The following is a 14,198-nucleotide window of genomic DNA, read 5'->3' as shown; positions in this document are numbered from 1 at the left end:
ATTCTCATTTAAATCTTTCCCTACTGTTAAATTTGAATTCTCTTGTATCGTCTCCTCTTTATCTTTCTGTACTATGGTCTTTGAATTATTCTCTATTTGTATATTCTGATTATTTAAAGCATGGAAATTTAAATCTCTTTGTGCTCTTATTGATACTCTCTCTTCTCCTCTTTTATCTTCAAATAATAACTCGTTATACCCTTTTGTCTCCTCATATTGTGGCATTGAATTTGTTCTTATATAACTTTGTGTTTTATTCTCTGGCAAGTTATATGCCTTCTTATTCTCCCCATTATGCAAACTTCCTATTATTATAGGACAATCTGGATCCCCATTTATAAATCCTACTATTACTTCTTGATTTACTCTTGGTATAAATTGACTCCCATATCCATTCCCTGATTGTATATTTGATACTCTTAGGTATGTTGATGTTATTTGATTCTCTTCAAATGCAAACAGTACTCTTATTCTTCCTTCTTCATCTACATCTATACTATTATCATAATCTTTTGTATTTGAATTCCCATTTGATACTTTTGCTGTTAATATTGAGTTTATTCTTGGCTTCTTTATCGTTTTTTTGGGTTTATATTCTATATCTTTTGGTATGGCTTTAAATTCTACTTCATATTGCAGTTGATGTTTTACTTGTTCATTTATATTTTGTCTATATTCATCTAGGGCATTTGGAAAATGTCCTTTATATTCTACTTCTATGATGATACTATCTATCTTTTTATTTGCTTTCTCATCTTCTAATCTTATACACAAACTATCTTCTATATTTAACTCTTGTGAACTTCCTTCTATTATATTTGATTGTACATATTCTCTTTGAGAATCTATTTTTGTATATCTATTTAAATCTTTATAGTAACTCTCATCTAACAAGTTTAATTTATCTCTTAATGTATATTTCTTTATATCATTTCTTAATTGTGATGTTGATTCATTATCTTTTATTGAGCTTACTATATTTGCTCCACTTTGTGTTTTATATTCTTGGCTTGGTTTATTTTTATCATAATAGTCTTCTATATGATTACTTGCTTTAAACTCTTTACTATGATTAAAAGAACAAGTTGAAGAGTATGTATTTACTATTACATGTTCATTTAACTCACACAATATTAGTTTATATGGATCATTTGAGCTATAGTCTATTATTAAGCTATATCCTTCTTCTTCACAAAGCATTTGTATAAATTCTAAATCACTTTGATTATATTGAGTTGTATACTCTCTTATTGGAGCTTTTAATAAATCTAATTTTATATCTATTTGAAGGTTTAATAATTGGTTATATCTATTTATTATCTCTTTTATTATATCACTTGTTTTTTTTTCATGATATATTTCATATCTATTATTTAATCCTAAATAATATAGAGGTGATACTACTTCTATTTTATATAGATGTTTTCTTGCTACTATACTATCTTCACTTGCTTTATATATTTTCCCATATATTGTTTTTTTTATTATAGGGCTTATTTCATCTTGTAGTTTTATTTCTACATCTGTATCTACTAGTTCTTCTATATTTATAAACTCATCACTTACAAATATTAGTTCAAAGCTATAGGGTTTATTTACTTGACTTTTCCCTTTTAGTTTATATACACTATAGCTTCCATCTAATATTCCTAATCCTATTATTTCATTTTCTTTATAATTTAATAGTTTTAGTCTACAGCTTATTTCTTGGTTTACTTCTTTTCTTAACTCTTTTAAACTAAATGCTTCTTCTATTTCTTCTTGTAAGTTATTTTCTATCTCATTTATTCTTTTTTTTATTTCTTCGGACAATTTTTAGCCTTACTTATTTTTTTATACTTCTTTTTATCTTATATATTAAAAAATAATATTTTTTCTCGCTACTTTTATTATTTTATTTATTCTTATTTTTATCTTTTTTTTATTTTCTATTACTTTTTGATATATAAAAAATAAGGAGTTCCCTCCTTATTTTTATTTATGTTTAGGCATTTAATCCTACACCAATTCTCCAGTCATCTTCTCCTGATGTACTTGCTGTCTCATGTCTCCATGTAATCTTTCTATATGCAAATGATACTTTTTCTAAAGGTGCTACTTGTGTTTTTGCTTGTCCTTCTTCATTATCCATGTATGCGTCTATATCTACGATTACTGCATCTTCTAATACAATTGAAAAGTAATGCTCTGGTTTTCCTGCATAGCTTGTTCTGTACCATTTTAATTCTACTTCTGTTAATGTCTCACCTTTTGTTAATGCGTTATATAATAATGGTGATGATTTATCAAATAGTTTTGATATTACTAATGGTTCATGTACTCTTTGTCCTGATGGTTGTCCTGACTGTGGATCTCTTGGTATATTAATGTTATGTGCAAAACCTTTTATTAATGCTTCATTCTCATGCCCTTTTTGGTATGAGTTACCTACTGATTCTGGTGTAAATGTACCTTCTGTAATTAAACCTTGTGTACTACCTTTTATCGAAATAAATATTGGATTATTCATTTTTCTTTATCCTTCTGTTAAAATGTTTTTTATTTTATCAAATTATAATTTAATAAATATTTATTTCATAATAGTTTTTGATACTTTTTTGGATTTTTAAGTACATTTATCAATAAAACAGTTAAAACTGTTTTATTTTTTAGCTTTTTTGATATGTAAATCCAGTTGAGGGAAAGGGATTTCTATATCATTTTTATAAAGAGAATTATAAATAAGGATTAAAAAATCAGATTTTAAAGAGTTAGGTTGTATTTTATCATTTGCTTTTATCCAAACTAAAAGCTCTAAGTCTACACTGCTTGTATTCATATTTTCAAGTCTGATTTCAGGTTTTTTATCTTCATTATTTCTTACATATTTTAAATCACTATCTTCAAGTTCTTTTAAAACTACTTCTTTTACTTTTTCTATTTTTGTCCCATAAGCAACTCCAAAGGGTATATGTAGTCTTCTTGAGGGATCTTCTAGTGTCCAGTTTATAACATTGTTTTGAATAAAAGATGAATTTGGAACAACAATATCTATATTATCAAAGGTTTTAATAGTTGTTGATCTAATTCTTATATCTGTTACCGTTCCTTTTAATAAATCATTTATTTCTATAATATCGCCGATTCTAATAGTTCTTTCAAACATTAAAATCACCCCAGCTATTAGATTTGAAACAACTGTTTGAAGTCCAAATCCAATACCAATTGATAAAGCACCTGCTATTAAAGAAATTGATGTCATATCAATTCCTAAACCACTCATAGTAATCATAAATGTAATAATTATGATGATATAAAAACCTACATTTGATGAAAGTTTTAAAGACATTTGGCTCATGTTTGGCCATTTTTTAGAAAGGTTATTTAACCATTTTTTATAAACAATACCAATTATAAATCCAATAATAATAAATAAAATAGCCTTTATTAAACTAAATAGTGTTATGGCTTTTTCATTATAAACAAAAATAGGTGATGTTATATATGTCCAAGCTTGTTTTAATATATCTTGACTTTGATATATAGAATTACTTAAAAAAAGTTTAGTATTACCAAGATGTTTCCTTGCTAAGTCTTTTATAAAAGCATCAATCTTTTCAAAATAGTTTTTATTTTTGATTGATAAATTATCTATTTTTTCGCTTTTTGCAATATAGTTTCTTAAGAGTTCTTTTTCATTTTTATTTATTATATTAAAAATATTTTGTTTAAATAATATGTTTAAAACTGTTTGTGTTAGATCTTGTATTTGTAAATCTAATGTTTCAATTTTTTTATTGATTGATTCTATATTTTTATTGTTCTCTTCAATGCTTTCTTTTTCAAGTTCGAGTTCAAAAGATGTTTTTTCTTGAATAAGTTTATTAATTTTACTTTGAATTTGTTCTAATTCTTTACTTAATAAAGATAAATCAAATTCTTTTATTTTTGTTAAGTAGTTAAATAAAGCATTTATTTGTAATCTTTCATTTACTTTTAACTGTTTTAGTCTTTCTTCAATATTGCTTTTTTGAATTTTATAATAAGCATATTGTAATTGATATGATAGAAGATTTTGTTTTTCTTCTTCAATGATATCTTCTATACTTTTTTTTAAATAAATAAGTTTATTTTGAATATCTGTTAATAAACTATTTTGTTTATCAATTTTAATTTGTGTATTTACTAAGTTTTGTATTTCTTCAAAATAATCATTAATACTAATATTTTTATTCAAAAACTTTGAGTTATCAAATTTCTCAACATTGATAGTTTTAGAAAGCAATTCTTGAAGTCTTTTTAAATGTATTTTTTGAGTGTTAATAATCTCTTGTGAAAACTCTTTATTTAAAGAAGAGTCTTCTATGTTTTTTTCAAGTGTTTTATAAAACTCTTTATTGTTTTTGTTATCAAATAAACTATTATCTATTTGTGCAGAATTCAAAAAAATTGAAAGTGAAAAAATCACTAAGAAAATTCTCATTAAGCATACCTTTTTTTGCATAATTATATCAGAAATTTAGATATAATTATGCAATTTAATAAAGTAGGAAAAAATGGAAAATTTTTATGACATTTTAAAGCAACTTATACGAATACCAAGTGTCGTTGGAGCTGAACACTCTTTTTTTGTATATTTAAAAAGAGAACTTGAAGAAATGAATATAAAAGTTGAATACTATGATGGAATTTTAGTAGCTACAGGTGAGAACCCAACTAGTGGATATATATCTGCACATGCAGATAGACATGGACTTATTTGTACAGGTCACAATGAATTTCAATATGCCGCTTATATTGCAAAAAATCAAGCTGATTTAAAAGGAAATTCAAATTCAGAACAAATGCTTAAAAATTTTGAGATGAGATTTGTAAATCAAAAAGTACAAGCTTATGAACCTTGGTCTGGATCTTATTTGGGTTTAGGTTTAATTGAAGATGCTTTTTTATGTGAAAGAAGAAATAATATTATTTTTAAAGTAAAAGATTTAGAGCATTTACTTCCTGGAACACCAATAGCATTTTTAGATAAATTAACTATAGAAAATGATTTAGTTTCTGCTCAAATTGATAATGTACTAAGTATTGCTATGATTTTACATCTTTACTCACTAGGATATAAAGGAACAGCATTTTTTACTGCTTCTGAAGAAGCAGGGAAGAGCTGGAGATTTTTATTAGAATATTTTAGAAGATATGATATTTCAACAAAAGAATTATTGGTTTTAGATACAAGTCCATATAAAAATATAGAAGATTTAAGTCATTTAGATATTGTTTTAAGAAATAGAGATGAAAATGCTTATTTTAGATCGCCATTAAAAAGTAAGATAAAGAAAATAGCTTTAAGAAAGAAAATAAAATATCATTATAAAGATGAATATATGAAAAATATAATGAACCAAACAGGCGTAAAAACATCTTTAGGTGTTACAGAACTTGGAAGAATTATAAAAGCTAGTAAGGGTATGATTCAAGGTACAACTTTACAAGTACCAACTATTGGTTATCATACTGTCGAAGAAACAACATCAAAAAACTCTATTGATAGCATGATGTTAATATTAAAAGAGCTTTATTTATAGGAAAAATATGAAACAAATAGATGGGTTAATTTATGCTTTTTGCTTAGATAAAAATGGTAGTGCTAAGCAAATAAATTTAGAAGAGTATGAAAATAGATTAGAAAATGATTTAATTTGGTTGCATTTTGATTATACAAAACAAGAGAGTATAAATTGGATAGAAACAAAAAGTGGATTAGATGAAATTGTCGTAAATGCACTTTTAACAGAAGAGACTAGACCTAGAACAGTTTTTTTAGATGATTCTATCTTAATTGCTTTGAGAGGAATAAATTTTAATGCAAATTCAGAACCAGAAGATATGGTATCTATAAGAGTATTTATAAATGAAAATCTAATTATAAGTACCAAAAAAAGAGATATGCTTTCTGTTCATGAAATGGCAAAAGAATTAAAGCAAAATAAAGGTGCAAAAAGTTCAGCTGAATTCTTAATTGGTTTAACTGATAAAATAACAAGTAAAATGCAAGAAACAATTGATGATTTAGAAGAGAGTAGTTTAAATTTAGAAGAGAATATTTTAAATGAAGAAAAACAAAATATCAAAACAGAAATTTCATCTTTTAGAAAAGAACTTTTATCTTTAAAAAGATACTTATATCCTCAAAAAGATGCTTTAAATAAACTAAGTTTTAATTCGATTTCTTGGTTAAGTGATTATGATAAAATAAAATTAAAAGAGATTACGGATCATTTAATAAGATATATAGAAGAAATAGAAACATTAAGAGATAAACTTAGTTTAATTCAAGAAGAGTTTTCAAATAAACTAAGTGAAGAGATGAATTTAAGAGTATATATTTTATCTATAATTTCAGCTATTTTTTTACCTTTAGGTTTCTTTACGGGTTTATTTGGAGTAAATATAGCTGGAATGCCAGGAGTTGAAGATAAAAATGCTTTTAATATTTTTATTTTAGCGTTGGTAATAGTTTTGGTAATTCAATTACTTATTTTTAAAAAGAAGAAATGGATTTAAGGATTCTATACTATTCAATAGAATCCTCAATATTTAGCTCACTAAATTCACTTATTTCTATAGCATCTTCACTAAAATATTCTATTTTGTCTTCTGCTGTTTCAAGATTTTTAAATCTTCCAATATGAAAAATTGCATCACCTTCATGAACTAATGGAATTTCAGATTTTCCTATGATAACTCCATCAAAAGAAGCCTTAATAGCATAAGAAATATCTTCTATTGGATCATCAATATAAGCTATTATTTCATCTTTTTTTACTGTATCTCCCAAGGCTTTTATTGTTCTTAAAATTCCACTTTCACAGGCTCTAATCCAGTTGCTACTTTTTGTAATAATAGGAAGTTTTTTAGTTTTTCTTGTTGTAGTTTTTGGAAGCATATCCATTTGTCTTAGAATATTAACAATTCCTTTAACTCCAATTCTAATTGATGTTTCATCAAATCTTAGAGCTTCTCCTGCTTCATAAAGAAGAACAGGAATACCTTTTTCTTGAGATAAAGCTCTTAGTGAGCCATCTCTTAATTGAGAATGTAAAACCACTGGCGCTTCAAAAGCTTTAGCAAGTTTATAAGATAACTCATCATTTAAGTTTGCTCTTATTTGAGGTAGGTTAGATTTATGAATTGAAGCTGTATGTAAATCAATTCCTAAATCACAAATACTAACTATTTCATCAAAAAAGATTTTAGCAACTCTACTAGCAAGTGAGCCTTTTTGTGAACCAGGAAAGCTTCTATTTAAGTCTCTTCTATCAGGAGTATATCTTGAAAGAGTCATTATTCCATAGATATTTACAATTGGAATTAAAATTAAAGTACCTTTTAATCTTTTTAAAATATTTAGTTTTTTTACTCTTCTTATAATTTCAATACCATTTAATTCATCTCCATGTACAGCAGCACTTACAAAAACAGTAGGGCCATCTTTTTTTCCTCTAAAAACATATATAGGCAAGTTTCCAGGAGTATTGTATAATTTAGGTAGTTTTATATTAACTCTTTTTGTTTCACCTTTTAATACTTCAACTCCACCTAAAATGAAAGTTTTAGAATCTTGCATTTATGCTCCTATTCTATCTTTTTTAATTCTTTTTCTACTAGGTTCATTTGGTGTTACATTTTTTTCAATATAATCCATAATCTTACCAGCAATATCAATTTGAGTTGATTTTTCAATTCCTTCAAGTCCAGGTGATGAATTAACTTCCATAACTAAAGGACCTCTACTTGATGGAATCATATCAACTCCACAAACTCCAAGTCCCATAGCTTTTGCAGCTGCTAAGGCTGTTGATTTTTCTTTTCTTGTAAGTTTATGAGCAACTGCTGTTCCACCTTGGTGTAGGTTTGACCTAAAATCCCCCTCAGCACCTTGTCGTTTCATAGCTCCAACAACTTCACCACCAACAACAAAAGCTCTAATATCAGCACCACCTGCTTCTTCTATAAACTCTTGAACAAGTAAGTTTACATCCATCCCATAAAAAGCATCAAGCACAGATTTAGCTGCTTTTTCACTATCAACTAAAACAACTCCAACACCTTGTGTCCCTTCTAAGATTTTTAGAACCAAAGGTGCTCCACCACTTAGAGCTATTACATCTTTTGAACTTGACATGTTTGAGGCAAATACTGTTTTTGGCATATCAACATCATTTTTAGAAAGTATTTGAAGACTTCTTAATTTATCTCTACTTCTTTTAATTGCTAAACTTCCTGTAACTGTAAATACATCCATCATTTCAAAGTGTCTTACCATTGCCGTACCATAGAAAGTTCTACTAGCACCTATTCTTGGTATAATCGCATCAGGAACAGGTAGTTCAACACCTTGATAATTTATCTTTAATTCACCTTTCATGATTTCAATACTACACTTTAAATAGTCAATTACTTTAATATCCCAGTTTTTAGCTTTTCCTGCTTCAACTAATCTTTTAGTAGAATATAAAGATGGGTTTCTTGATAAAATATATACTCTCACATTATGCCTTTAATTGTTTTACTAAAGTATTTAAATCACCAAGTACCCAAATACTTTTTATTTTATTTTCATCAAATTTAAAAAATGTAGCACCATTATATAAAATTCTATTATTAGAAGCTTCATACTCAAAAAGTTTTCCTGTATGCTTTCCCGTATATAAAGCTCTTACAGCAATGCTATTATTATCAACTACCATATCTATTATACTATGAAACAGTGATGGTATACCTGTATGAATAGTAGTCATATACTCTTCAAACTCTTTTTTCCCATTTGCTTCAAGACCTAGTGAACCATGAAAAGAGATGTTTTCGTGAAATAAAATATCTATAAACTCTTTATTTTTTTTATTCCATAGTTCTTCATAGTAAAGTTTTACTAAATCTTTATTTGTTAAATTTTTCATTTTTTCCTCATTAAAAAATATAGAATAAGAAGATAAAAGGAAATTAATATCTATTAATTTTTATATTGTTCGTTTTCTTGGTATTCTTCTAAATTTTCATTTTGAAGTTTTACTTCTTGTGAAATTAGGCATTTATCAAATTCTAATTCACATTTCTCAACACATAAGAGATCTTTTTCTTCAGTGTTTTTATTTTCACATTTTGCAATACATTTCTCAAATAAATTTTCACAATCTATTTCTTCTACAGAGATAGTATTTGCATTTAAAGTAATATTTAACACTAAAAAAGTAAATAAAATTGTTTTTAACATTTAAACTCCTATATAACAAACTTAACTTCTCTATAAGTTAGATTTGTTAGTATAAAAGTACTCAATATATTAGAGTACAACTTTTTACTAGAAACTTTTACTAAAGATATCGCCAAATATGTATGTGTATTAAGTTTCTAGTATTCTTGATAATTACATTCTTCTTATTCTATTTGCGAATTATAAATCAAAAAAAAGAAAATAATCTTAAAATAATCTTAATTTTTGTTCAGTGTATAAAAGTAGTCTTTTTTAGGACTTTATGGAAAGTTTTTTTCTAATAAAAATAGTTTAGGGTATTAAAAATACCCTAAATATTTATGATATTTATATACAAATTTCTTAGAAACTTGTACTAACTCTAAAAGAATAGAGCTTATTTCCTCAGTTATGTTTTTTTGTACATAAGAATTTGAAATCGTAGCCATATTAAATCCTTTCATAGTAAAGTTAAATTATATTTACTTTTTCTTAAAAAGTAAAATAAAAAAGTAAATTAATCTTTACTATAAAATAAAAAAATGATAGAATACGAAAAAATAAAAAAGGAAGCTTATGTTTTTTCAATTAAATGATAGAGTTTTTATTAATCTTAATAAAATCACAAGAACAAAAATTGATCATGTAGAAGATGGTATTAGAGTTAGATTTTATGAAGGTAAAGATCAAGTTGCTAAATCTCAAAAATTTGAAGATGTAAAAGCAGCACAAAAATGGCTAAAAAAAGCATTAAATATAAAAAAATAGTTAAAATTAACTAAAAAAAGGTAAAAACACTAGTTTTTACCTCTAAAAAATCTCCAAAACTTAAAACCCCACTTTTATCACTCTTTGTACTGCTAAACTGCTTTTAACTAAAAAGGAGAAAAAATGTTAGCTGAAATTAATGACTTTTTAAATAACTTAATTTGGGGAAATATTTTAATATATTTACTTCCTGCTTTAGGTATATTTTTTACGGTTACGTCAAGGTTTGTACAATTTAGATATTTCTTTAAAATGTTTAGAGTTTTAAGAGATACAGTGCATGATAAAGAAGGGCATATTAGTTCTTTCCAAGCTTTAATGCTAAGTGTTGCAGGTAGAGTTGGTGGTGGAAATATCGCTGGTGTTGCTGTTGCTATTACTTTAGGTGGTCCAGGTGCTGTGTTCTGGATGTGGGTAATTGGTCTTATTGGTATGAGTACAAGTTTCTTTGAATGTTCTTTAGCTCAGTTATATAAAGAAAAAGATGGTCAAGATTCATGCGTATATAGAGGTGGACCAGCTTATTATGTTACTAAGGCTTTAGGTCAAAGATGGTTAGGTGTAATTATTTCTGTATTATTAATGATTACTTTCGGTTTTGCATTTAATGCAACTCAATCGTTTATTATCTCTACTTCTTTTGAATCTTCATTTGATATTCCTACTTGGGTTACTGGATTTATTGTTACTATGATTTTTGCAGCTGCTATTTTTGGTGGTATTAAAAGAATTACTAAATTCTCAGAAGTTATCGTACCTGTTATGGCTGTTGGGTATTTATTAATTGCTATTGTTGTTATAGCTTTAAATTTAGATAAAATTCCTGGACTTATTAATGTAATTGTAACAGAAGCGTTTAATCCTTCATCTGCTATTGGTGGTGGTATTGGTGCTGTTATTTTACAAGGTGCAAAAAGAGGTATGTTCTCAAATGAAGCTGGACTTGGTTCTGCTCCAAATGTTGCAGCAGTTGCGTATGTTGCACACCCAGTTCAACAAGGTATTGTTCAATCGTTCTCTGTATTTATTGATACTATTATTTTATGTTCTTGTACAGCATTTATTATTCTTTTATCTGGTGTTTATGTACCAGGTCAAGAGGGTGTTCAAGGTGTATTATTAACTCAAAATGCTTTAGTTGAACATATTGGACCATTTGGTGGTTATTTTGTAACAATTGCATTATTTTTATTTGGTTTATCTTCAATGTTATATAACTACTATCTTGCAGAAAATAGTTTAAATTTCTTCTCAAAGGGAAATATCACACTATTTAATGCTTTTAGAGTTTTATGTGTGGCATTAATCGTATGGGGATCGTTCCAAGATTTAGGTTCTATTTTCTCATTTGCTGATTTATCTATGGGATTATTAGCAGTAATCAACTTAGTTGTAATTGCTATTTTATATAAACCTGTTATTAGGCTTATTAAAGGGTATGATAGACAATTAAAAGAGGGAAGAAAACCTGTTTTAAGATACAATGACTATCATGAATTTAAAATTGATAAAGATACATGGAAAGAGATTGTTGATAATATCAATGATAAAAGAGAGAAATAAGAAGTAAGTTTTCTTACTTCTTAAAAGAGTTTATATGAGAAAAAAAATTGGTATTATTACAGGTTCTGGACCTGAGGCTGGTATTGATTTATGGCAAAAGATTTTACATGAGAATAAAGCTTTATTAAAAGAGAATTTTCATGGAGATTTAGATGCACCAAATGTGACTATTTTATCAGTTCCTGAATTAGGTCATTCAATGGAGCTTGAAAAGAACTATGAAAAAGTTTGGAAAACATTAAAAGAAGCAGTAGAACAGATTTGTCAAAGTGTTGATTTTTTTGTTATTGCTTGTAATACTTTAAATGTTTATGAAAATAAAATAGAGCAAATAGGTTTTAAACATAAGTTTTTATCAACTTTAGATGTTGTAAAAGATTATATAAATGAAAATAATCTATCAAAAGCATGTATTATTGGTGCTTTACCAGTTCTTGAAATGAAAGAATTTTCAGTTTTTAAATCTTTATATGAAACTTTTGATATTGAAGTTCCACAAAACTTTGAAATGGTTCATCAATTAATTTATGATGTAAAAAAGTATGGGGGAGAAAGTAAAAAGGTTATTAATAATTTTGATTATATTTTAAATCAAATAGAATCAAATAATATCTTTCTTGCTTGTACTGAGTTACCATTAATTAAAACTCAATATAATCAAAAAAAATTAATAGATGTTACATCTTTATTAGCTAAAAAACTAGTTGTGAATAGCTTTCACAGCTAGTTTTTAAGAAAACTTTGTCAAACTATACTTATAGAGTTAACTAATGAGGTGGAATATGTTTACAAAAGAAGGAATACCTTTTTTTACAGTTTTAATTCCTTTTTTAAGTATATTATTTGTGTCTTTTTTTTCAACTTCTTATTATTTAAAAGTTACTAATCAAACTTTTGAAGAAGATATAAAAGAGTTTAAACAATTATATATTTTAAAAAGTAATAATAAAACTGAAATCGATAATCTTATAAAACAAAAAATTAAAAAACATAAATCAAAACAAGAAGAGTTTAAAGACTTTATGTTTTACTTGACTGCTTCAATAGTTGGTTTTATGGCACTTTTTTCACTACTAATGAGTTCAATTATTAATGATGTTGTAAAAAAATATAAACATCAAGTTCAAAATAAAGAAGGAAAACTTCAAAAGCTAAATAAAAGTTTAGAATCAAAAGTTCAAAGAGGAATAGAAGAGGGGAAAAGAAAAGATAAGGCAATTCTTCAACAGTCAAAGCTAGCAAGAATGGGGTCTATGATAAGTATGATAGCTCATCAATGGAGACAACCTCTAACAGAGTTATCAGGGGTTTTAATGGAGCTTGAGACAGCAACAAGATTTAAAAAAGTTGATGAAAAGCATATTTTAAATTCCATACAAAGATGTGATGGCATGATTGAGTTTATGTCTAATACTATTGATGATTTCAGAAATTTTTATAGACCTGATAAGAAAAAAGAGGATTTTTATGTTTTAGATTCTTGTCAAAAAGCAATAGGTTTAATAGATGCTTCTTTAAAAGATTCTGATATTGATTTGATACTTAATGTTAAAAAAGACAAATTAATTAATGGATATCCAACAGAGTTTTCTCAAGTTATTTTAAATCTTATTACAAATGCAAGAGATGTTTTACTTGAAAAAAATATACATAAGCCCAAAATTGAACTTACTATTGAGAGTATGGGAGTTTTATGTATTGTAAAAGTCAAAGATAATGCAGGTGGAATTAAAGATGAGAATTTTGATTTGATTTTTGATCCTTATTTTAGTACAAAAGATGAAAAGAGTGGAACAGGTTTAGGACTTTATATTTCAAAACTTATTATTGAAAGAAATATGGGTGGAGAGCTTAGTGTAAAAAATGATAAAGAAGGCGCAGTTTTTAAAATAGTTTTAACAGGATGGAGTAATGGATAAAATATTATTAGAAGAGTTAAAAAATATACCGATTTTATGTGTAGAAGATGAAGATGGTATTAGACAAATTGTTGTTGAAACATTAAAGTATTATTTTGATGAAGTGTATGAGGCAAGAAGTGGAGAAGAGGCTTATGAAATTTATGAAGATTATAAACCTAAAATTATACTTTCTGATATACAAATGAAAAATGGTGACGGAATACAACTTGTAAAAAAAATTAGAAGTATAGATGAAAATGTATTTATTATTATGCTTACTGCTTATACAAATGAAGAATATTTAGTTGATTTGATTAATTTAAATATAAATCATTTTATTTTAAAACCTTTAAATCTAAAAAAACTAAATGATGCTTTAGTTAAATTCTTAGATATTAAATCAAAGCCTATAACTTTATGTGACGGTTTAGTTTTAGATACTTTAAAAAGAGAATTGATATATAAGAATAAGGAGATTATTTTCTTAAGAAAAAGAGAAAAAGACTTTTTACAAATACTTTTTCAAAGAAGAGATTCTATTTTAAGTTATGAAGAAATTGAGTTGGAATTATGGCAAGATAAGCACATGACTTCCCATGCTTTAAAATCGTTTATAAAAGACTTAAGACATAAACTTCCTATAAATGTAATCAAAAATGTTCCTCAAGAAGGCTATACTTTAGCAAAAATTTACGATTAATGAAATTATAATAACTAAAAGTAATAAATATTAT

General features: G+C 26.2%; 15 protein-coding genes. 7 read left to right on the top strand and 8 right to left on the bottom strand.

All coding sequences use genetic code 11. The annotated features are described in order from the left end of the window. The 3 genes from ACH5BK_RS12515 to ACH5BK_RS12505 all read right to left on the bottom strand — a co-directional run. On the bottom strand, positions 1-1,812 hold a 1,812-nt coding region (locus ACH5BK_RS12515), incomplete at its 3' end, for a type VI secretion system Vgr family protein (RefSeq protein ID WP_404307918.1). 172 nt (positions 1,813-1,984) lie between these two features. Further along, the gene (locus tag ACH5BK_RS12510; protein ID WP_404307916.1) at positions 1,985-2,509 is read right to left on the bottom strand and encodes an Hcp family type VI secretion system effector; all 525 of its coding nucleotides are present in this window, start codon (positions 2,507-2,509) and stop codon (positions 1,985-1,987) included. Between the two features lie 132 nt (positions 2,510-2,641). Then, a complete protein-coding gene (locus ACH5BK_RS12505) occupies positions 2,642-4,462 on the bottom strand; it encodes a mechanosensitive ion channel domain-containing protein (protein WP_404307914.1) in 1,821 nt (606 codons plus the stop codon). A 73-nt stretch (positions 4,463-4,535) separates the two neighbouring features. Between ACH5BK_RS12505 and ACH5BK_RS12500 the strand changes: the two genes are divergently transcribed. Together ACH5BK_RS12500 and ACH5BK_RS12495 are read left to right on the top strand one after the other, a co-directional pair. Then, complete coding sequence (locus ACH5BK_RS12500) at positions 4,536-5,564, top strand: peptidase M42 (protein ID WP_404307912.1); 1,029 nt, start codon at positions 4,536-4,538, stop codon at positions 5,562-5,564. Between the two features lie 7 nt (positions 5,565-5,571). Next, positions 5,572-6,543, top strand: a complete 972-nt coding sequence (locus ACH5BK_RS12495) for a zinc transporter ZntB (protein ID WP_404307910.1) — start codon at positions 5,572-5,574, stop codon at positions 6,541-6,543. Positions 6,544-6,553: 10 nt separating this feature from the next. Here ACH5BK_RS12495 and ACH5BK_RS12490 read toward each other — a convergent pair whose 3' ends face one another. The 5 genes from ACH5BK_RS12490 to ACH5BK_RS12470 all read right to left on the bottom strand — a co-directional run bounded on the left by ACH5BK_RS12490 (position 6,554) and on the right by ACH5BK_RS12470 (position 9,681). Further along, positions 6,554-7,606 (bottom strand): succinylglutamate desuccinylase/aspartoacylase family protein, encoded by a 1,053-nt coding sequence (locus ACH5BK_RS12490; RefSeq protein ID WP_404307908.1) that lies wholly within the window; start codon positions 7,604-7,606, stop codon positions 6,554-6,556. After that, positions 7,607-8,530, bottom strand: coding sequence for a 30S ribosomal protein S6--L-glutamate ligase (gene rimK, locus ACH5BK_RS12485; protein WP_404307906.1), 924 nt, complete (start codon positions 8,528-8,530; stop codon positions 7,607-7,609). It abuts the gene before it with no gap. 1 nt (position 8,531) lies between these two features. Further along, on the bottom strand, positions 8,532-8,939 hold the full coding sequence (locus tag ACH5BK_RS12480) for an ester cyclase (protein ID WP_404307904.1): 408 nt from the start codon (positions 8,937-8,939) through the stop codon (positions 8,532-8,534). A 53-nt stretch (positions 8,940-8,992) separates the two neighbouring features. Beyond that, entirely contained in the window at positions 8,993-9,253 is a 261-nt protein-coding gene (locus tag ACH5BK_RS12475) for a hypothetical protein (protein WP_404307902.1), read from the bottom strand. 299 nt (positions 9,254-9,552) lie between these two features. Further along, a complete protein-coding gene (locus ACH5BK_RS12470; protein WP_404307900.1) occupies positions 9,553-9,681 on the bottom strand; it encodes a hypothetical protein in 129 nt (42 codons plus the stop codon). A gap of 127 nt (positions 9,682-9,808) precedes the next feature. On the opposite strand from ACH5BK_RS12470, the gene ACH5BK_RS12465 reads away from it, so the two are divergent. The 5 genes from ACH5BK_RS12465 to ACH5BK_RS12445 all read left to right on the top strand — a co-directional run bounded on the left by ACH5BK_RS12465 (position 9,809) and on the right by ACH5BK_RS12445 (position 14,164). Then, positions 9,809-10,000 (top strand): sodium-dependent tyrosine transporter, encoded by a 192-nt coding sequence (locus tag ACH5BK_RS12465; RefSeq protein WP_404307898.1) that lies wholly within the window; start codon positions 9,809-9,811, stop codon positions 9,998-10,000. A gap of 123 nt (positions 10,001-10,123) precedes the next feature. Continuing rightward, positions 10,124-11,563 carry an alanine/glycine:cation symporter family protein gene (locus ACH5BK_RS12460; RefSeq protein WP_404307896.1) on the top strand — a complete coding sequence of 480 codons (1,440 nt, stop codon included), beginning with the start codon at positions 10,124-10,126 and terminating at the stop codon, positions 11,561-11,563. Between the two features lie 34 nt (positions 11,564-11,597). Then, entirely contained in the window at positions 11,598-12,290 is a 693-nt protein-coding gene (locus tag ACH5BK_RS12455; RefSeq protein WP_404307894.1) for an aspartate/glutamate racemase family protein, read from the top strand. Between the two features lie 55 nt (positions 12,291-12,345). Then, entirely contained in the window at positions 12,346-13,482 is a 1,137-nt protein-coding gene (locus ACH5BK_RS12450; RefSeq protein ID WP_404307892.1) for a sensor histidine kinase, read from the top strand. Continuing rightward, positions 13,475-14,164 (top strand): response regulator transcription factor, encoded by a 690-nt coding sequence (locus tag ACH5BK_RS12445; protein WP_404307890.1) that lies wholly within the window; start codon positions 13,475-13,477, stop codon positions 14,162-14,164. Before ACH5BK_RS12450 ends, ACH5BK_RS12445 begins: the two co-directional genes overlap by 8 nt. Positions 14,165-14,198 lie beyond the last annotated feature (34 nt).

Source organism: Arcobacter sp. YIC-80 (assembly GCF_044841725.1).
Lineage (GTDB): Bacteria > Campylobacterota > Campylobacteria > Campylobacterales > Arcobacteraceae > Arcobacter_B.
This window is presented reverse-complemented; position numbering and strand designations above follow the sequence as displayed.

Coding starts and splice junctions, on each gene's coding strand:
- ACH5BK_RS12500 (WP_404307912.1), top strand. CDS start 4,536: ATGGAAAATTTTTATGACATTTTAAAGCAACTTATACGAATACCAAGT.
- ACH5BK_RS12505 (WP_404307914.1), bottom strand. CDS start 4,462: ATGAGAATTTTCTTAGTGATTTTTTCACTTTCAATTTTTTTGAATTCT.
- ACH5BK_RS12460 (WP_404307896.1), top strand. CDS start 10,124: ATGTTAGCTGAAATTAATGACTTTTTAAATAACTTAATTTGGGGAAAT.
- ACH5BK_RS12475 (WP_404307902.1), bottom strand. CDS start 9,253: ATGTTAAAAACAATTTTATTTACTTTTTTAGTGTTAAATATTACTTTA.
- ACH5BK_RS12455 (WP_404307894.1), top strand. CDS start 11,598: ATGAGAAAAAAAATTGGTATTATTACAGGTTCTGGACCTGAGGCTGGT.
- ACH5BK_RS12450 (WP_404307892.1), top strand. CDS start 12,346: ATGTTTACAAAAGAAGGAATACCTTTTTTTACAGTTTTAATTCCTTTT.
- ACH5BK_RS12490 (WP_404307908.1), bottom strand. CDS start 7,606: ATGCAAGATTCTAAAACTTTCATTTTAGGTGGAGTTGAAGTATTAAAA.
- ACH5BK_RS12465 (WP_404307898.1), top strand. CDS start 9,809: ATGTTTTTTCAATTAAATGATAGAGTTTTTATTAATCTTAATAAAATC.
- ACH5BK_RS12480 (WP_404307904.1), bottom strand. CDS start 8,939: ATGAAAAATTTAACAAATAAAGATTTAGTAAAACTTTACTATGAAGAA.
- ACH5BK_RS12495 (WP_404307910.1), top strand. CDS start 5,572: ATGAAACAAATAGATGGGTTAATTTATGCTTTTTGCTTAGATAAAAAT.
- ACH5BK_RS12445 (WP_404307890.1), top strand. CDS start 13,475: ATGGATAAAATATTATTAGAAGAGTTAAAAAATATACCGATTTTATGT.
- ACH5BK_RS12470 (WP_404307900.1), bottom strand. CDS start 9,681: ATGGCTACGATTTCAAATTCTTATGTACAAAAAAACATAACTGAGGAA.
- ACH5BK_RS12510 (WP_404307916.1), bottom strand. CDS start 2,509: ATGAATAATCCAATATTTATTTCGATAAAAGGTAGTACACAAGGTTTA.